Genomic DNA, 17,511 nt, shown 5'->3' on the forward strand with positions numbered 1-17,511 from the left:
GCGACATATTCGGTCATTGGCACGTAAACCAAGGCCTGCGCATCGATAAACACTAGCATTCATGGGGCGGAACGCCGGTCTGAATGCCCGTTTTTACGGTACAGGCGTGCCAGGAATGACCATTGACCTGTGTCGCGTTCACGACACATCCTCTGACACTCTCACATGCAGAAATTCCCGGGGGCTGGCAGAATCGCGCCCAATTGCGACCAACAAGCCCGCCGAGGCAGGAATTCCCCATGCAAATGACCACCGCCCTTTTGATCGTCAACCCGTGCGACGACGAAGAAGACAACATGGCCATGCTCTGCTGCCACAGCGACAAGGGCGACATGTTCCTGATGAGCCGCTACCCGGACGAGGACGAGCTGGAGATCACGCTCGATGGCGAGCCGTCGACCCTCGATGGCGTGAAAGTCACCCTGACCAAGACCCTGCTGAAGATCGAAATCGCCGCGGCGGATGCCGATGCGTTGAATGGCGATGATGTGCTGGAAATCACCTTCAACCCGGACATGGTGGATCTGGCCGAGGTCGAGGAAACCCTGAAGAACATTCTTGATGGTACTGGCACCTATATCAGCCAGATTTGATGGCGTCTGAACTGGCCTCATCGCTGGCAAGCCAGCTCCCACAATGGACCGTGTCTTACTGACAGAACGCGGTCAATGTGGGAGCGGGCTTGCTCCGGGCGGCGTTCCGACGAAAGGGCCCTCGACAACACCGCACCTCCCCCGCCCTACAAAATTCCAACAATTGCCCCGGTCATTTCCCGCACTTTGCGCAAAATGCCGTTAGTCGCCACCCCCTGCGATGGATTAAAGTAACGCCCCCAGCCCCGGCGTTATCCGAACGCCTGTGGCCACCCTTTCCAGGAACAGTCATCGATGGAACATCGTGAAGCGCTGCTGGCGCTGCGAACCTTTCTTTCAACGCAGATTCTCGGCCAGGAAAAACTCATCGAGCGCTTGCTCATCGCCCTGCTCGCCGACGGCCACATGCTGGTCGAGGGCGCTCCGGGTCTGGCCAAGACCAAAGCGATCAAAGAGCTCGCCGAGGGCATCGAGGCCCAGTTCCATCGCATCCAGTTCACCCCGGACCTGTTGCCGGCCGACATCACCGGCACCGAGATCTATCGCCCGGAAACCGGCAGTTTCGTGTTCCAGCAAGGCCCGATCTTCCACAACCTGGTGCTGGCGGACGAAATCAACCGCGCCCCGGCCAAGGTGCAATCGGCGCTGCTCGAAGCCATGGCCGAACGTCAGGTCAGTGTCGGGCGCAGCACTTACGAGCTGTCGCCACTGTTTCTGGTGATGGCCACGCAGAACCCGATCGAGCAGGAAGGCACCTATCCACTGCCCGAAGCCCAGCTCGACCGGTTCCTGATGCACGTGAAAATCGGCTTCCCGGACGCCGCCGTCGAACGCCGGATCCTGCAACAGGCCCGGGGTGAAGCCCTGAACGGCGAAACCAAGCCTGAGCGTCGGGTCAGCCAGCAGGCGATTTTCGCCGCCCGAAAGGAAATCCTCGGTCTGTACATGGCGGACGCCGTGGAGGAATACCTCGTGCAACTGGTCATGGCCACGCGCAACCCGGCCAAGTTCGACCCGGAAATGGCCGAATGGATCGCCTACGGCGCCAGCCCGCGCGGCTCGATCGCCCTCGACCGCTGCGCCCGCGCCCACGCCTGGCTGGCCGGTCGCGACTTCGTCAGCCCGGAAGACATCCAGGCCGTGCTGTTCGACGTGTTGCGTCACCGCATCATTCTGTCGTTCGAGGCCGAAGCCGCCGGCATCGACCAGGACCGGGTGGTGCAACGGATTCTCGACGTCGTAGCCGTCGCTTGACCCCCATGAACGCCTCCCTGCCGTCCGAACCGGGTATCCGCATCTCTCTCGCCGAATTGATCGAGATGCGCCACCGCGTGCGCGAAGTGCAGCTGTTTTCCACGCCGAGTCAGCGCAGCCCGCTGATCGGCCTGCACCACTCCAAATTCCGTGGTCGTGGTGTGGACTTCGATCAGGTGCGGGTCTACCAGGCCGGCGACGACGTGCGCACCATCGACTGGCGCGTCACCGCGCGGACGCAGGAACCGCACACCAAACTGTTCCATGAGGAACGCGAACGGCCGATTTTCATCATGGTCGAGCAAAGTACGCGGCTGTTCTTCGGCTCCGGGCTGATGTTCAAGTCGGTGCTTGCAGCGCAGGCGGCGGCGCTGATCGGCTGGGCCGCGCTGGGCCACAACGACCGGGTTGGCGGACTGGTGTTCGGCGACAACGAGCATTACGAAATCAAGCCGCGTCGCAGCAAGCAGAGCCTGTTGCAACTGCTCAACCGCTTGGTGAAGGTCAATCAGTCGCTGCACAGCGAGCGGGAGCCGGATCGCGATGCGTTTGGCGTGGCGCTGCGCCGGGCCCGGGAAGTGCTGCGACCGGGCAGTCTGGTGATCGTGATCTGCGACGAACGCGCGCTGTCCGACAGCGCCGAACAACAATTGAGCCTGCTGTCGCGTCATTGCGACCTGCTGATGCTGCCGCTGTCCGATCCGCTGGATCATGCCCTGCCCGCCGCCGGCCTGCTGAGATTCGCCGAGCGCGGCGCGCAACTGGAACTCGACACGCTCAACTTCGACCTGCGCCAGACCTATCGCGCCCAGGCCGAAGCGCGGATCGCTCGCTGGGAACTGCTCGCGCAGAAGCTCCGCGTGCTGCTGATGCCGCTGAGCACTCAGAGCGAAATGGTCGAACAGATGCGCGAATTCCTTAACCCGCAACGTCCGGGGAAAGGTCGATGAACGGCCTCGAACAATTGCAACCACTGATCTCCCCACCACCGATTGCCTTCTGGCCGCCGGCACCGGGCTGGTGGCTGCTGCTTTTACTGTTGCCGGTGATCGGCTTTGCGGTCTGGCGTCTGCGGCGTTTCATTCCGATCAAGAAAAAACCGATCGTGCGCGCCGAACTGCCGCTCGACCCGGTGCGCATCGCCGCACTCGCCGAACTGGCGCAGATGCCCAAACCCTACGACGGCGCCCCGGCCGGGGCCTGGCTGCAGCAGCTCAACGGCCTGCTCAAGCGCCTGTGCCGCAACCACTATCCCTACAGCCAGAGCCATACCCTCAACGGCCGCAAATGGCTGGCGTTCCTCGACAACCGTTGCCCCGCCGCCGGCCTGACCCGCTGGATGGTGCTCGTCGAAGGCGCCTACAAACCCGAGTGCAAACTCGACGACAAAGCCATCGCCGGCCTGACCCAGGCAGTCGACACCTGGATCCGCAAACATGTTTGAGTTCGCCTGGCCGTGGATCTTTGTGCTGTTGCCGCTGCCGTGGCTGATGCGCCTGGTGCTGCCGGTGGCCGACAGCGGCGAACCGGCGTTGAAAGTGAGTTTCCTCGGTGACCTCGAAGGCCTCGCCCGCCGTCGCGCCCGGGCCAATCTGCCGGCGTGGCGCCAACAGGCGCCGTTTCTGTTGTTGTGGCTGATGCTGCTGACCGCCGCCGCCCGCCCGCAATGGCTCGGCGAACCGCTGCCGATTGCCGCCAGCGGTCGTGATCTGCTGGTGGCGGTGGACGTGTCCGGCTCGATGGATTTCCCGGACATGCAATGGAACGACGAAGACGTCAGTCGCCTGTCGCTGGTCCAGCATTTGCTCGGTGATTTTCTTGAGAGCCGCGATGGCGACCGGGTCGGCCTGATCCTGTTCGGCAGCCAGGCCTACCTGCAAGCACCATTGACGTTTGACCGGCGCACCGTTCGGGTCTGGCTCGATGAAGCGCGGATCGGCATCGCCGGCAAGAACACCGCGATTGGTGACGCCATCGGCCTGGCCCTGAAGCGCCTGCGCATGCGTCCAGCCCAGAGCCGGGTGCTGATTCTGGTCACCGACGGCGCGAACAATGGCGGCGAAATCGACCCGCTGACCGCCGCAAAACTGGCTGCCAGTGAAGGCGTGAAAATCTACCCGATCGGGATCGGCGCCGATCCTGAAGAAAGCGGCGCCACGGCGTTGCTCGGCGGCAACCCGACTCTCGATCTCGACGAACCGGCGCTCAAGGCCATTGCCGAGGTCACCGGCGGACGCTACTTCCGCGCCCGCGATGGCCAGCAGTTGCAAGCGATCAAGGACACCCTCGACCAGCTCGAGCCGGTGACCCAGCAACCTACCCAGGCCCGGCCGGCGCAGGCGTTGTATCAGTGGCCGCTGGCGTTCGCCCTGCTGCTGAGCATCTTGCTGGTGGCCCGCGTGTTGTGGCCGGACAACCCGCTGCAACGGCTATTCACCAAGGAGCTGTATCTGCAAAGCCCCCTGCCTGACTGGCGCGAGCGCCTCAAGCGCCTGCGTTTGCGGAGGCGCCGATGATCGCCCTCTGGCCGCACTGGTTCCGCCCCTGGTGGCTGTTGCTGCTGCCGGTGCTCGGCTGGCTGATCTGGCAGCTCTGGCACCGACAGAAACGCGCGGGTCGCTGGCAGATGATTCTGCCGCCGGCCTTCCACGCCACGCTGCTCAGTGGTGGCAGCGGTCGTGACAGCAAGTTGCCCTGGGTCGCCCTGAGCGTGGCCTGGCTGCTGACGATTCTGGCGTTGCTCGGGCCGAGCTGGGAACGGGTCGAACAGACCAGCCAGAAGCCCGCCGACCCGTTGGTGGTGGTGCTGGAACTGACCCCGGAAATGCTCGCCACCGATTCACCGCCAACCCGGCTGGAACAGGCCCGGCGCAAGCTGTTCGACCTGCTGAAAGTGCGCAGCGATGCCCAGACCGCCATCGTCGTTTACGCCGGCAGCGCCCATACGCTGGTGCCGCTGTCGGATGACCTGGCAACCAGCCGCAATCTGCTCGACGCGCTCAAGCCTTCGCTGATGCCGGAAAGCGGTCATCGCGCCGATCTGGCGGTGAGCAAGGCGCTGGCGTTGCTCAAGCAAGGTGCGTTGGGTCAGGGGCGGATTCTGCTGATCGGCTCTTCGCTGTCGGAAGAAGAACGCCAGGGCATTCGTCATGCGCTGAGCGGCCAATCGGCGCAGTTGTTGATGCTCGGCATCGGCACCGCCGAGGGCGCGCCGATTGCTCAGGAGGACGGCAGTTTCCTCAAGGATGCCCAGGGCGCGATCCGGGTGCCGCAACTCGACAGCACGGGCCTCGGCGCATTCCTCAACGCGGTCGGCGGCGAGTACCGCAGCGCACGGCTGGATGAGTCCGATCTGGGCGACCTCGGCCTGCTCGATGGCCCGCGCAGCCTGCGCAACGATGGCCAGACCGTGCGCCTCGACACCTGGGCCGATCAGGGTTACTGGCTGCTGTTGCCGCTATTGTTGCTCGCCGCGTGCGCCGGGCGCCGTGGCTGGCTGTTCTGCCTGCCGTTGCTGCTGGCATTGCCGCAACCGAGCTATGCCTTCGACTTTGAAGACCTGTGGCTGCGTCCCGATCAACAAGGCCTGCACCTGCTCAAACAGAAGCGCCCGGCCGAAGCGGCGAAGCATTTCGAGGATCCGCAATGGCAAGGGGTGGCGTTGTACGAGGCCGGCGACTACAGTGGCGCCGCTCAGCGTTTCGCCGAGGGCAATGACGCCCACGCCCACTACAATCGTGGCAACGCCCTGGCCAGAAGCGGCGAGCTGGAAGCGGCGCTGGACGCCTATGAACAAGCTCTGGAACGCCAGCCGGATCTGCGTCCGGCGCTGACCAACAAGGCGCTGGTGGAAAACCTGCTCAAACAGAAAAACGCCCCGCCACCGGCCGAACCGCAAGACAAACCGGCGCAGCCAAACATACCGGGCGACGAACCACCGCCAGCGACCGCTCCGCCGCCAGCGGTCAAAAGCGAAACCCACAGCGAGCCGCAAACCGGCGAGTCCGCCAGCGAGCCGCCGCCGACCACTCCGCCGCTGCCGGGTGCCAACGAGTTGCCGGACAGCGAACCGGGCGAGGAACAGAACACTGCGCCGCTGCTGCGCCCCAATGAGGACAACCTCGAAGGCGAGCAACAGCAGGCGCTGGAACAATGGCTGGGCAAGATCCCGGATGACCCGGGCGAACTGCTGCGACGCAAATTCTGGTACGAACAGCAACAACATCAGGATCAGGAAAACATTCGATGACCCGTTTCACCGCTCTCTTGCTGCCCCTGCTGATCTGCACGGCCACCGCCCAGGCGGCCGAGCTGACGGCCAGTGTGGATCGCAGTCGCCTGAACTCCGGCGAGACGGTCGAACTCACCCTCGAATCCAACGATGTCACGCAGTTCGGCAAACCGGACCTGAGCCCGCTGGAGCCGCTGTTCGAAGTGCGCGGCACGCGTCAGGTCAACCAGTTGAACACCCTCAACGGTGACAACCGCGCCACCACTCGCTGGATCATCACCCTGCTGCCCAAGCAGAACGGCAGCGTTGAAATTCCGCCGCTGAAACTGGGCGACGTCGAGAGCCAGCCGATCACCGTGCAGGTGATCGAGAGCGACACCCGCGAAGAGAACAACGCCCGCGAACCGGTGTTCATCGAGGCCAGCCTCGACCAGACCAGCGTTTACGTGCAGGCCCAGGCCATCCTGACGTTGCGCATCTACCATTCGGTGTCGCTGTACGACGACAGCAGCCTGACGCCGTTGCAGATCGCCGACGCGCGCATTGAGCAACTGGGCGACATGCGCACCTACGAAAAAGACATCAACGGCGTGCGCCACGGCGTGATCGAGATGCGCTATGCGATCTATCCGCAGCACAGCGGTTTGCTGAGCATCGCCCCGCAGACTTTCAGCGCCACACTGGTCGATACCCAGCCCTCGCAGGACGCCACGGCGCAGGGGCCGAAACCGGGCAAACTGATGCGCGTCAGCTCCAGCGCCACGTCGCTGACGGTCAAACCGAAACCGATGACCTACCCCAGCGATGCACCGTGGCTGCCGGCCCGCAGCCTGAGCCTGAGCGAAAGCTGGAACCCGGAGCCGGAACACACTCAAGTCGGCGACTCCCTGACCCGCAGCCTGACCCTCAAGGTCGAAGGACTGGCCAGTTCGCAACTGCCCGCCCTGCCCGCCACCGAAGCCAACGGCCTGCGCCGCTACCCGGATCAACCGGTGCTGAACAATCAGAGCAGCGACCGCGGCCTGATCGGTAGCCGTGAAGAACGCGAAGCGCTGGTGCCGAGCCGCAGCGGCTCGATCGAATTGCCAACGGTGGACGTGGTCTGGTGGAACACCTTCGAAGATCACCTGGAACACACCAGCCTGCCGGCGCGCACCCTGCAAGTGGCAAACAACCCGAGCCTGCAAGTCGACACCCCGGCGGGCAACGCGCAACCGCTCAGCGCGGCCGACAGCGAAGCCTTGTGGTGGTGGAAACTCAGCACGTTCTTTTTCGCCTGCACCACCCTGCTCGGTTTCGGCCTCTGGTGGCGTGCCCGCTGGCAACCGGCGATCCTGCGCGCCGCACAAACCGGCCCGAGCCCGCGCACCCTGCTCGACGACATCAAACGCGCCAGCCAGGCCAACGACCCCCACGCCACCCGCCAGGCCCTCGACGCCTGGGCCCGTCAGCAACCGGAAACCCTGGCGGACATGGCGGCGCGGTTTGTGCCGCTGTCGGATGCGCTCGATGGGCTGAACGGTGCGCTGTACAGCGAGACCGGGCAGCATTGGCAGGGTGAGGATCTGTGGCGGGCGATCCGGACGATTCCGACGGCGGAGCGGGTGCAGGATCCGGTGGGCGATAGCGGGTTGCCGCCGCTTTATCCGAAGTAGTTGCAGTCCAATAGAGGCTTTGCCCTTAAACTCTCTTCTTTTTTCGCCGCGTTTTTTTCCGTCGGCCATCACCTCTTTATATTGCGGAGTCAGCCTTGCGTCTGTTTCACACCTCCGACTGGCACCTTGGGCAGAACCTGCACGGCCAGGAGCGCGATTTCGAGCACGCCTGTTTTCTCGAGTGGCTGCTGCGCCAATTGAAGCTGGCTCAGCCGGACGTCCTGCTGATCGCCGGCGACATCTTCGACACGGTCAATCCGCCGGTCAAAGCCCAAGAACGCCTCTACGATTTCATCGTCAGCGCCCACGAACAGCAGCCGTTGCTGACCATCGTGATGATCGCCGGCAACCACGATTCCGGCTCGCGGATCGAACTGCCCGCGCCGTTGATGCGGCGCTTGCGCACCCATGCGCTGGGTCGGGTGTTGTGGCTGGATGACGGGCAACTGGATGCGGAGCGTCTGCTGTTGCCATTGCCGGACGCCACTGGCGAAATCGCCGCGTGGTGCCTGGCATTGCCGTTCCTGCGGCCTGCCGAAGTGACCGGTGCGCATCTGGGCGACAACTATCTGCGCGGCATCGGGCAGGTACATGAATGGCTGATCGAAGCGGCGAATGCCAAGCGCCAGCCTGGCCAGGCACTGATCGCTATCAGCCACGCGCACATGGCCGGCGGCTCGGTGTCGGAAGACTCCGAGCGCAGTCTGATCATCGGTAACGCCGAAGCCCTGCCCGCCAGCCTGTTCGGGCCGAGCATCAGCTATGTCGCCCTCGGCCATTTGCACAAGCCACAGAAGGTCAACGGCGAAGAGCGGATTCGCTACAGCGGCTCGCCGATCCCGTTGTCGTTTTCGGAAATCGCCTATCAACACCAAATTCTCGACGTTGTGCTCGATGGCGAAACCCTGGTCAGCGTCGAGCCGAAACTGATCCCCCGCGCCGTCAATCTGCAACGCCTCGGCCCTGCCCCACTGGCCGAAATCCTGCTGCAACTGGCCGACCTGCCGAACATCGACCTGCTCGCCGAAACCCAGCGCCAGCCGTGGCTGGAAGTGCGGGTGCGCCTCGATGAGCCACAACCAGACTTGCGCCATCAGGTCGAAAGCGCCTTGCAAGGCAAGGCTGTGCGACTGGTGCGGATCGCCGCCGAATACGCCGGCAACCGTGGCGCTGACGGCGCCGAAGACGGCAGCGCGCTGATCGAACTGGACCAGCTCACACCGCAGGAATTGTTCAGCCGCGCCTGGCTCGACAACTACGGCAGCGAAGTCGACGAGCAAACCCTCAAGGACTTCGCCGAGCTGCTGCAAGACGTACAGATGGAGGGCGAGCAGCCATGAAGATTCTCGCCATTCGTTTGAAGAACCTCGCTTCGCTGGCCGGCCCGTTCGAGATCGACTTCACCGCCGAACCGCTGGCCAGCGCCGGCCTGTTCGCGATCACCGGACCGACCGGCGCCGGCAAGAGTACTTTGCTCGATGCGCTGTGCCTGGCGTTGTTCGGCGCCGTGCCGCGCCTGAACAACACCGGGCGTGATGCCAAGGTGCCGGACGCCGACGGCGAAATCGCCACCGGCGACCCGCGCACCCTGCTGCGTCGTGGCACCGGTGAAGGCTTTGCCGAAGTGGATTTTGTCGGCGTCGACGGCCGTCGCTATCGCGCGCGCTGGGAAGCCAACCGCGCCCGGGAAAAGGCCGGCGGCAAGTTGCAGGCCAGCCGTCAGAGCCTGCGCGACATCGATCAGGATCAACTGCTCGCCAGCCAGAAAAGCGAGTACAAGACTCAGCTCGAAGCCGCGCTGGGCCTGAACTTCGAACAGTTCACCCGCGCCGTGCTGCTGGCCCAGAGCGAGTTCAGCGCCTTCCTCAAGGCCGATGACAACGACCGCAGCGAACTGCTGGAAAAGCTCACCGACACCGCGCTCTACACCCGCCTCGGCCGGCGCGCCTTCGACAAGACCAAAGAGGCCCGCGAAGCCCACAAGCAGTTGCAGGATCAGGCCACCGGCTTGACCCCGCTGGCCCCCGAGGCCCGCGCGGAGCTCGACGAGCGCTTCAATGCCGCCCAGCAACAACTGAAGTTGCAGCAGGCGCAGCTCAAGCAGATCGAGCAACAGCACGACTGGCTCAAGGAGCTGCTGCGGCTGCAAGACTCGCAACAAGCCGCCGTCGAACAACTGCGCAACGCCGAGCACGAACGAGAGTCGCTGGCCGGTGAGCGTCTGAAGCTCACCCGCCTGGAACAACTTGCCCCGCAACGGCACCAGTTCGCCCGCAAAACCGAACTCGATGCACTGCTGACGCCGCTGGCCGCACAGATCAATGCGCACACCCGGCAACAAGGCGAGCTGACTGAGCGTCAGACGCGACTGGAACAGGATCTATCCGCGGCGCAGATCGCCCTGACCCAGGCGCAAACGCAGCAAAGCGAAAGCGCGCCACTGTTGCGTCAGGCGTTCGAGGAGCAAAGCACCCTCGCCCGCCTCGCCAAGGATGTTGCGTCCGGCACCGAAGCGAAGCACGCCGCTGAGCAAGCCAGCGCCCAGGGCCGGAGCACGATCCAGACCCTGCTCGATCAGCAGAAACAAGTCGCCGAACGCTTGCAGCGCATTGCCGCCGATCTTGAGCAAAGCGCTCATCTGGCACCGTTGAGCGAAGCGTGGAATGCCTATCGCGACCGTTTGCAGCAACTGATGCTGATCGGCAATCGGTTGAACAAGGGCCAAGGCGAACTGGCGTCTCTCGAAGAAAACGTCACCCGCGCCACCGAAGCGCTCGCCACGCAAAAGCAGCAGCTGGAAGTGCTGTTCAAGGAGGCCGGCGCCGAACCGGACGCGGTCGCCGAGCAGATCGGAATCCTCGGCACTCTGTTGCAGGACAACCGCAAACAACTGCGCGCCATCGAAGACCTGACGCGCCTGTGGGCCAGTCAACAGGATCTGGACAAGCGCAGTGCCGAGCTGCAACAGCGTCAGCTCGATGCGCAACAGGAGCGCGAGCGCCTGACCCAGGACGGGGTGAAAACCAAGTCCGAGCTGACCGTCGCCGAACAGACCCTCAACGTCACCCGTGAATTGCTCGAGCGTCAGCGTCTGGCCCGCAGTGCCAGTGTCGAAGAGCTGCGCGCGCAGTTGCAGGACGACCAGCCGTGCCCGGTCTGTGGCAGTAACGAACATCCGTATCACCAGCCGGAAGCCCTGCTGCAAAGCCTTGGCCGTCACGATGAAAGCGAGCAGGCCCGCGCGCTGCAAGCGGTCGATCAACTGAAGGAAAAACTCACCGAACTGCGCGCCAGCGTCGGTGGCGTGATTGCCCAACAGAAAGAGTTGCTGCAACAGCAGGAACAACTGGCGGCACAACAGCAAACGCTGAAGCCAAGCATCGAAGCGCATCCGCTGGCGGCATCGTTGCTGAATCAGGACAGTGACAAGCGCGCTGCATGGTTGACCCGCCAGAATGAACAACTGAATCAGAGCATCAGCCAGGACGAACAGCGCCAGACCGCCCTGCTCACGCTGCAACAGGACGCGGCGCGGCTGACCCAGCAATTGCGTCAGGCCGAAACGGCGCACCAGCAAGCGTCGCAGCACCTGAGTAATCAGCAGCGCGAGCTGAGCGCTGACCGCCAGCGCCTGGACGAAGAACTCGCAGCCTTCGCCACACTGCTGCCGAGCGACACCCTCGATGCTTTGCGCGCCGAACCGGCGGCAACCTTCATGCAGCTTGACCGGCAGATCGCCGAACGTCTGGCGCAAGTCGATCAGCAGAAGGAAGAAGTGGCCGAGCAACAACAACGCCAGCAGACGCTCGAGAAAGAACAGGACCGCCAACAGGGCCGTGTACAGCAGTTGCAAAACGCTGAGCAGCAACTCAAAGCGCTGACCGAACAGCAACTCGCCAGCCAGCAGAATCTTGCGCAATTACTGGGCGATCACACCTGCGCCGAGCATTGGCAGCAGCAAATGGAACAGGCGGTGGAACAGGCGCGCAACGCCGAAACCACGACGACTCAGGATCTGCAAGGTGCCCGTACGCAACGGGTGCAAATCGCCGCCGAACTGAAAGCGCAGCAGGAGCGTCTGCAAGCGCTGGAAACCGAAGACCGCGATCTGGCCGGCAAGATTGCCGACTGGCGCGCCCGTCATCCGGAGCTGGATGACGGCGGCCTCGAAGACCTGCTGCGGGTCGATGACGCGCAAGTCGATGAACTGCGCCAGCGCTTGCAGCGCAACGAAAAAGCCGTTGAACAGGCCAAGGTGTTGTTGCAGGAACGCGATCAGCGCCTGCTCGATCATCAGGCCCAACACAACGGCAACCTGGATGCCGAACAACTCGCCAGCGCCCTCGCCGACCTGCAAAACCAGTGCACGACCAGCGAACAACAATGCGCCGAACTGCGCGCCGAGCAGGCCGAAGACCAGCGCCGCCAAAACGCCAATCAGGCGCTCGCGCAGCAGATCGCCGACGCCTATGCCGAGTATCAACGCTGGGCGCGACTCAATGCGCTGATCGGCTCGGCCACCGGCGACACGTTCCGCAAGATCGCCCAGGCCTACAACCTCGACCTGCTGGTGCACCACGCCAACGTGCAGCTGCGGCAACTGGTCAAGCGCTATCGCCTCAAGCGTGGCGGCAGCATGCTCGGCCTGCTGGTGATGGACACGGAGATGGGCGACGAACTGCGTTCGGTGCATTCGTTGTCCGGTGGCGAAACCTTCCTGGTGTCGCTGGCCCTCGCGCTGGGTCTGGCCTCGATGGCGTCGAGCACGTTGAAGATCGAATCACTGTTCATCGACGAAGGTTTCGGCAGCCTCGATCCGGAATCCCTGCAACTGGCCATGGACGCCCTCGATGGCTTGCAGGCGCAGGGCCGCAAGGTCGCGGTGATTTCCCACGTGCAGGAAATGCACGAGCGGATTCCGGTGCAGATTCAGGTACAGCGCCAGGGCAACGGTTTGAGCACACTGGAGGTGAAATGAACACGTTGTATTCCTTCCGCCGCTGCCCGTACGCGATGCGCGCGCGGATGGCCCTGCGTTATTCGGGTGTGCCGGTGGAGATCGTCGAAGTCAGCCTCAAGGCCAAACCGGCCCAGATGCTGGCGATCTCGCCCAAGGGCACGGTGCCGGTGCTGGATGCGGGCGGTCAGGTGATCGATGAAAGCCTGGAGATCATGCGCTGGGCGCTGGCGCAGAATGATCCGGATAACTGGTTGCTGGGTGGCGATTCGAGGATCGCCGAGTTGATCGAAGCCAACGATCAAGTGTTCAAGGTTCACTTGAATCGCTACAAGTACGCCGAGCGTTATCCGGAACAGCCGATGGAGGTTTATCGCGCGGAAGGTGCTCTGTTCTTGCAGCAGCTCGATGAGCTGCTCAAGGGTCGCGATTACCTGTTGACCGAGCATCCGAGCCTGGCCGATGTCGCGCTGTTGCCGTTCGTTCGCCAGTTCGCCCATGTTGATCGCGAGTGGTTTGCGCAGACGCCTTACGTGCGGTTGCAGGCCTGGTTGCAGCGGTTTCTGGAGTCGGAACTGTTCACCGGCATCATGAAAAAGTAGGCGCGTTACGCCAGCACTTCACACATGCCGATGGCCGAGCAATCCACTTCGAACGGGCCGAGAAAACCGCTGGGGGTTTTCACCGGCGGATTGCCGGCCAGCAACCCCAGCGCATTGGCCCGTTCGATGTTGTGCGCGATGGTGTGGTTGGCCTCTATGGCCCGGGCCAGTCCGCCGACCGAGCCCTGGCCAAATCCCAGAAGCGAGGCACCGTTGGTCATGAACGCCAGTCCGGCAATGACCCAGAGTCTGTAGCCTTTCATGCTCCGCCGACTCCCGCGAGTTCAGCTGAATCCACCGCTGCGTTTTGCGAGCGCAGTTCGAACTGGATGCCGGGATGGGCGACGTCGATCGGTGCTTCGAAGCTGTGTTGCGACTGCGACGCCAGACTGACAAACAGCACCATGACCAGGTACAGACCGATGGCCACGTAGGCGCCGCGTTTGGCGGAAGTGATGATTGAACTGGCCATGATGTGTGCTCCGTGGACAATGTTTCGAGGTCCACAGAATCGATCAAAAAAGCCGGGGTAACCACTCAGGGTTTGGCATAGTAACCATCAGCTTCGTTGATTATTTAGCCGGTCTATCTCGCCGTTTGAAAATAGCTATTGCCGGTCGAAACGCAGACAAAAAACTGCCCAAGGCTGCGATCTTTTGATTTTGCTTTTTGAGAAACAAGATCAAAGGATCGCAGCCTTGGGCAGTTCCAGGGCGTGACGGAAATTTCAGTGTTGAGCTTTGTGATCCAGCGCGGCGTAGAAGTTGGCGCTTTGTTGCAGGTATTTCTGGGTGTAGCTCTGGGTGTGGGATTTTTTGTCGCTGATTTCAACGTTGGCACTGGCTGGCAGAGCCACGGTGGCGGAGATGGCGGAGGCGGCAATCACGGAGAAGAGATTGAAGTTCATGGCGGTAACCCTCGTGTTCAGTTGGCTTGCTTGCCCGGTTGGGCCGTGAAGCAAACTTAACGCTCGAGGGTCAATCGCTTGAAATGCTTTGCAACATTACCTGTTATCAGCAGGATTAATACAAAGCTTCAGGCCCCGCAGACCGGGGCCTGCGGCTTATTGACGCACGAGAAACTTCAGATCGCTCGGGGCGTCCATCGGCAGTTTTTGCACGGTTTTGCCCAGCAGACCGGTCTTGCCGTCGCGCTCGACCACGACAATCTGGTTGCTCTTCTGGTTGGCAATCAGCAGGAATTTGCCGCTCGGATCGAGGCTGAACTCACGCGGGTGATCGCCTTCCACCGAACGTCGTTGCAGTTCCTTGAGCTGGCCGCTGGCCGGATCGATCGCGAACACCAGCAGCTGATTGGCGGTGCCACGGTTGCTGACGTATAGGAATTTGCCATCGGCGGACGTGTGCAGCGCGGCGGCGGCCTTGTCCGAAGTCGGCTGGCCGGCCGCCAGATCGATCATTTGCGTCTGGGTCAGCACGCCGTCCTTGTAGTCGAATACCGCGACCTGAGCGCTCATTTCCATGGTCAGCCAGGCATGTTTGCCGTCAGCGCTGAACAACAGATGACGCGGGCCGCTGCCGGCTGGCAGTTGCACCGACGCGGTTTTCGCCGGCGTCAGCGGCAGGTCCGGGTTGGCTTTCGGGTCGAATTGGTAGATGAAGACCTTGTCCGCACCGAGATCGTTGGAGAACACGTAACGACCGTCCGGCGAAGAGACTGTCGAGTGCACGTGGTTCGAGGCCTGACGCTCGGGATTGACCCGGCTCGCCGGGTGCGCGCTCATCTGCACCACCGGTTTGAGCTTGCCGTCACTGCCCACAGGCAATACCGCGAGGGTGCCGCCCGGGTCTTCAACCACCGAGTAGTTGCTGACGAACAGATGGCTGGCGTCGCCGCTGAGGCTGGAATGGGTCGGCTCGTTGCCCAGGCTCTGGACCTGATTGATCAGGGTCAGCGCGTGGGTCTTCGGATCGATGGAATAGCTGCTCACACGACCGACCGGATCTTTCTGGCCAGGACCGTTTTCGTTGACCACAAACACCCGGTGCTGATCCTTCGACAGGGTCAGCCACGACGGGTTTTCGCTCTTGATCACTTGCAGCGGCTTGGCGTCGATCTGGCCGGTGGCGCTGTCGAAGTTCATCCGGTAGATGCCTTCGCTGGTGCCGGCGGTGTAGGAGCCGACCAGCAACTGGAAACTCTCGGCCGAGGCGCTGGAAAGCCCCATCGCACCGACGCTGCCGGCCATCAGCAATGGCCAGAATTTACGCATGTTCATTCGGTTTCATCCTCATCGTCGGCGCTGCTGAGTACATCGCCGAGGCAGACCAGACGGTGTTCGCCAACGGTTTTGGTGTCGCTGGCAAAACCGACGATCAGCCAGCTCTGCAGATCTTCATCAAACGTCGCCGCTGCCACTTGAGCCGGGGTGAACTCCCAATGCTTGGCTGTCCGGCCGTCGATGCATTCGATGTGCAGATTGTCATCTTCGTCGAGAGCGAATTCGAAAGCGTGCAGGCCGTCGATTTCGACCATACCGCAGTGTTCGAGGGCGTTGAGAAGGGTGTCGGTTACGGCAGTCATGGCGATCATGTCTTTCAGGGGGAAAGGGCCAATGATAGCTCAAAGCCCCGCGTTTGATCGTTCCCAAGCTCTGCCTGGGAACGATCGTGCGCTTAGAGGGCGTCGCGCGATGGCTTGCCGTCGACCAGTCGCTGAATGCGCAGCGGGTTGGCGTTTTTCAGCGGTTCCGGCAGCAGGCTGTCGGGGTAGTTCTGGAAGCACACCGGACGCAGGAAGCGATCGATCGCCAGCGTACCTACCGAGGTGCCGCGAGCATCGGACGTCGCCGGATACGGTCCGCCGTGAACCATCGAATCGCATACTTCGACGCCAGTCGGGTAACCATTGAGCAGGATCCGCCCGACCTTCTGTTCCAGCAACGGCGTCAGTTCCGGGAACTGCGTGAAGTCCGTCGGTTCGCCAATGATCGTCGCCGTGAGTTGCCCATGTAGTCCCCGCAGCGCCGCGCTCAGTTGCGCCTGATCCACCACCTCGACGATCACCGTGGTGGGGCCGAACACTTCTTCCTGCAGCACTTCATCGCCATCGATCAGCAGGCTGACATCGGCCTTGAACAACTGCGGCTGCGCCTGATTGCCCTGTTGCGGATTGCCCGCCAGATGCTCGATGCCGGCGTGAGCCAGGAGTTTTTCCAGGCCTTTGCCGTAGCTGCCAAGGGTGCCGGCATTGAGCATGGTTTGCGCCGGTTGATCACCGATCAACGCTGCGACTTGCTCAACGAACGCCGTGAATTGCGGTGAACGAATGCCGATCACCAGACCCGGGTTGGTGCAGAACTGACCACAGCCCTGCACCACCGACGCGGTCAGATCGCGGGCGACGGTTTCCGAACGTACGGCCAGGGCCTCGGGCAGCACGATGACCGGGTTGATGCTCGACATCTCGGCGAACACCGGGATCGGCTGAGGGCGCGCTGCGGCCATGTCACACAGCGCCCGTCCGCCCCGCAGCGAACCTGTAAAACCAACCGCCTGAATGGCCGGATGTTTCACCAGCCATTCGCCGACGCCACCACCGTAGATCATGTTGAACACACCGGCCGGCATCGCGGTTTTCTCTGCTGCACGGATCAACGCATCGGCAACGAGTTCGGCCGTGGCCATGTGGCCGCTGTGGGCCTTGAACACTACCGGGCAACCGGCCGCCAGCGCCGACGCGGTATCGCCGCCGGCAGTGGAGAATGCCAGCGGAAAATTGCTCGCGCCGAACACCGCCACAGGCCCGAGGCCGATGCGGTACTGGCGCAGATCCGGGCGCGGCAGCGGCTGTCGATCCGGCAACGGCAAATCGATGCGCGCACCGTAGAAATCACCGCGCCGCAGGACTTTGGCGAACAAGCGCATCTGGCCGCTGGTGCGCCCTCTTTCACCCTGAATCCGCCCGGCCGGCAGTGCAGTTTCGCGGCAAACCACAGCGACGAAATCATCGCCCAGCGCGTCCAGCTCATCGGCAATCGCATCAAGGAACTGCGCGCGACGTTCGGCGCTGAGGCTGCGATACGCCGGATACGCCGCCGCAGCGGCCTTGGCGGCGGTGTCCACTTCCGCTTCCGTGGCCTGAATGAAATCGTGGGGCAGTGTTTCGCCCGTGGTGGCATCGACGCTTTGCAGCTTGACGTCGCCTGCCGCACTGCGACGACCGCCGATGTAGTTGTGACCGAGAATCTGAGTCATGG

General features: G+C 62.9%; 16 protein-coding genes. 10 read left to right on the forward strand and 6 right to left on the reverse strand.

Annotation, left to right across the window (positions count from 1 at the left end):
- The first annotated feature begins 239 nt into the window (after positions 1-239).
- The 10 genes from KJY40_RS16820 to KJY40_RS16865 all read left to right on the forward strand — a co-directional run bounded on the left by KJY40_RS16820 (position 240) and on the right by KJY40_RS16865 (position 13,292).
- Positions 240-593, forward strand: coding sequence for a hypothetical protein (locus KJY40_RS16820; RefSeq protein ID WP_003225678.1), 354 nt, complete (start codon positions 240-242; stop codon positions 591-593).
- 294 nt (positions 594-887) lie between these two features.
- Positions 888-1,847, forward strand: coding sequence for an AAA family ATPase (locus KJY40_RS16825; protein ID WP_007913915.1), 960 nt, complete (start codon positions 888-890; stop codon positions 1,845-1,847).
- A gap of 5 nt (positions 1,848-1,852) precedes the next feature.
- Positions 1,853-2,797, forward strand: a complete 945-nt coding sequence (locus tag KJY40_RS16830) for a DUF58 domain-containing protein (RefSeq protein ID WP_007959332.1) — start codon at positions 1,853-1,855, stop codon at positions 2,795-2,797.
- Complete coding sequence (locus KJY40_RS16835; protein ID WP_179694665.1) at positions 2,794-3,291, forward strand: DUF4381 domain-containing protein; 498 nt, start codon at positions 2,794-2,796, stop codon at positions 3,289-3,291. Before KJY40_RS16830 ends, KJY40_RS16835 begins: the two co-directional genes overlap by 4 nt.
- The gene (locus KJY40_RS16840; protein ID WP_230731297.1) at positions 3,284-4,363 is read left to right on the forward strand and encodes a vWA domain-containing protein; all 1,080 of its coding nucleotides are present in this window, start codon (positions 3,284-3,286) and stop codon (positions 4,361-4,363) included. The genes KJY40_RS16835 and KJY40_RS16840 overlap by 8 nt, the downstream gene beginning before the upstream one ends.
- Positions 4,360-6,096 (forward strand): tetratricopeptide repeat protein, encoded by a 1,737-nt coding sequence (locus KJY40_RS16845; protein ID WP_230731298.1) that lies wholly within the window; start codon positions 4,360-4,362, stop codon positions 6,094-6,096. Before KJY40_RS16840 ends, KJY40_RS16845 begins: the two co-directional genes overlap by 4 nt.
- Positions 6,093-7,733, forward strand: coding sequence for a BatD family protein (locus KJY40_RS16850; protein ID WP_230731300.1), 1,641 nt, complete (start codon positions 6,093-6,095; stop codon positions 7,731-7,733). The genes KJY40_RS16845 and KJY40_RS16850 overlap by 4 nt, the downstream gene beginning before the upstream one ends.
- A gap of 95 nt (positions 7,734-7,828) precedes the next feature.
- A complete protein-coding gene (locus KJY40_RS16855) occupies positions 7,829-9,073 on the forward strand; it encodes an exonuclease SbcCD subunit D C-terminal domain-containing protein (protein WP_230731301.1) in 1,245 nt (414 codons plus the stop codon).
- A complete protein-coding gene (locus KJY40_RS16860) occupies positions 9,070-12,711 on the forward strand; it encodes an AAA family ATPase (protein WP_230731303.1) in 3,642 nt (1,213 codons plus the stop codon). The genes KJY40_RS16855 and KJY40_RS16860 overlap by 4 nt, the downstream gene beginning before the upstream one ends.
- Entirely contained in the window at positions 12,708-13,292 is a 585-nt protein-coding gene (locus KJY40_RS16865) for a glutathione S-transferase (protein WP_230731304.1), read from the forward strand. Before KJY40_RS16860 ends, KJY40_RS16865 begins: the two co-directional genes overlap by 4 nt.
- A gap of 5 nt (positions 13,293-13,297) precedes the next feature.
- Here KJY40_RS16865 and KJY40_RS16870 read toward each other — a convergent pair whose 3' ends face one another.
- From KJY40_RS16870 to KJY40_RS16895, 6 genes are all read right to left on the reverse strand, one after another.
- The gene (locus KJY40_RS16870) at positions 13,298-13,555 is read right to left on the reverse strand and encodes a hypothetical protein (RefSeq protein WP_115078204.1); all 258 of its coding nucleotides are present in this window, start codon (positions 13,553-13,555) and stop codon (positions 13,298-13,300) included.
- Complete coding sequence (locus KJY40_RS16875) at positions 13,552-13,764, reverse strand: hypothetical protein (RefSeq protein WP_007959321.1); 213 nt, start codon at positions 13,762-13,764, stop codon at positions 13,552-13,554. The genes KJY40_RS16870 and KJY40_RS16875 overlap by 4 nt, the downstream gene beginning before the upstream one ends.
- A gap of 255 nt (positions 13,765-14,019) precedes the next feature.
- Positions 14,020-14,199, reverse strand: a complete 180-nt coding sequence (locus KJY40_RS16880) for a hypothetical protein (protein ID WP_007941320.1) — start codon at positions 14,197-14,199, stop codon at positions 14,020-14,022.
- Positions 14,200-14,355: 156 nt separating this feature from the next.
- Positions 14,356-15,531, reverse strand: coding sequence for a lactonase family protein (locus KJY40_RS16885; protein ID WP_230731305.1), 1,176 nt, complete (start codon positions 15,529-15,531; stop codon positions 14,356-14,358).
- The gene (locus KJY40_RS16890; RefSeq protein WP_230731307.1) at positions 15,528-15,836 is read right to left on the reverse strand and encodes a DUF5629 family protein; all 309 of its coding nucleotides are present in this window, start codon (positions 15,834-15,836) and stop codon (positions 15,528-15,530) included. The genes KJY40_RS16885 and KJY40_RS16890 overlap by 4 nt, the downstream gene beginning before the upstream one ends.
- A 92-nt stretch (positions 15,837-15,928) precedes the next feature.
- Entirely contained in the window at positions 15,929-17,509 is a 1,581-nt protein-coding gene (locus KJY40_RS16895; RefSeq protein WP_230731308.1) for an aldehyde dehydrogenase (NADP(+)), read from the reverse strand.
- Between the last annotated feature and the right edge of the window lie 2 nt (positions 17,510-17,511).

The sequence above is a fragment of the Pseudomonas fitomaticsae genome, from assembly GCF_021018765.1.
Lineage (GTDB): Bacteria > Pseudomonadota > Gammaproteobacteria > Pseudomonadales > Pseudomonadaceae > Aquipseudomonas > Aquipseudomonas fitomaticsae.

What these genes read in the sequence shown, in the direction of transcription:
- KJY40_RS16860 (WP_230731303.1), top strand. Translation starts at nt 9,070, where the DNA reads ATGAAGATTCTCGCCATTCGTTTGAAGAACCTCGCTTCGCTGGCCGGC.
- KJY40_RS16835 (WP_179694665.1), top strand. Translation starts at nt 2,794, where the DNA reads ATGAACGGCCTCGAACAATTGCAACCACTGATCTCCCCACCACCGATT.
- KJY40_RS16875 (WP_007959321.1), bottom strand. Translation starts at nt 13,764, where the DNA reads ATGGCCAGTTCAATCATCACTTCCGCCAAACGCGGCGCCTACGTGGCC.
- KJY40_RS16865 (WP_230731304.1), top strand. Translation starts at nt 12,708, where the DNA reads ATGAACACGTTGTATTCCTTCCGCCGCTGCCCGTACGCGATGCGCGCG.
- KJY40_RS16890 (WP_230731307.1), bottom strand. Translation starts at nt 15,836, where the DNA reads ATGACTGCCGTAACCGACACCCTTCTCAACGCCCTCGAACACTGCGGT.
- KJY40_RS16885 (WP_230731305.1), bottom strand. Translation starts at nt 15,531, where the DNA reads ATGAACATGCGTAAATTCTGGCCATTGCTGATGGCCGGCAGCGTCGGT.
- KJY40_RS16880 (WP_007941320.1), bottom strand. Translation starts at nt 14,199, where the DNA reads ATGAACTTCAATCTCTTCTCCGTGATTGCCGCCTCCGCCATCTCCGCC.
- KJY40_RS16845 (WP_230731298.1), top strand. Translation starts at nt 4,360, where the DNA reads ATGATCGCCCTCTGGCCGCACTGGTTCCGCCCCTGGTGGCTGTTGCTG.
- KJY40_RS16840 (WP_230731297.1), top strand. Translation starts at nt 3,284, where the DNA reads ATGTTTGAGTTCGCCTGGCCGTGGATCTTTGTGCTGTTGCCGCTGCCG.
- KJY40_RS16820 (WP_003225678.1), top strand. Translation starts at nt 240, where the DNA reads ATGCAAATGACCACCGCCCTTTTGATCGTCAACCCGTGCGACGACGAA.
- KJY40_RS16830 (WP_007959332.1), top strand. Translation starts at nt 1,853, where the DNA reads ATGAACGCCTCCCTGCCGTCCGAACCGGGTATCCGCATCTCTCTCGCC.
- KJY40_RS16825 (WP_007913915.1), top strand. Translation starts at nt 888, where the DNA reads ATGGAACATCGTGAAGCGCTGCTGGCGCTGCGAACCTTTCTTTCAACG.
- KJY40_RS16850 (WP_230731300.1), top strand. Translation starts at nt 6,093, where the DNA reads ATGACCCGTTTCACCGCTCTCTTGCTGCCCCTGCTGATCTGCACGGCC.
- KJY40_RS16870 (WP_115078204.1), bottom strand. Translation starts at nt 13,555, where the DNA reads ATGAAAGGCTACAGACTCTGGGTCATTGCCGGACTGGCGTTCATGACC.
- KJY40_RS16895 (WP_230731308.1), bottom strand. Translation starts at nt 17,509, where the DNA reads ATGACTCAGATTCTCGGTCACAACTACATCGGCGGTCGTCGCAGTGCG.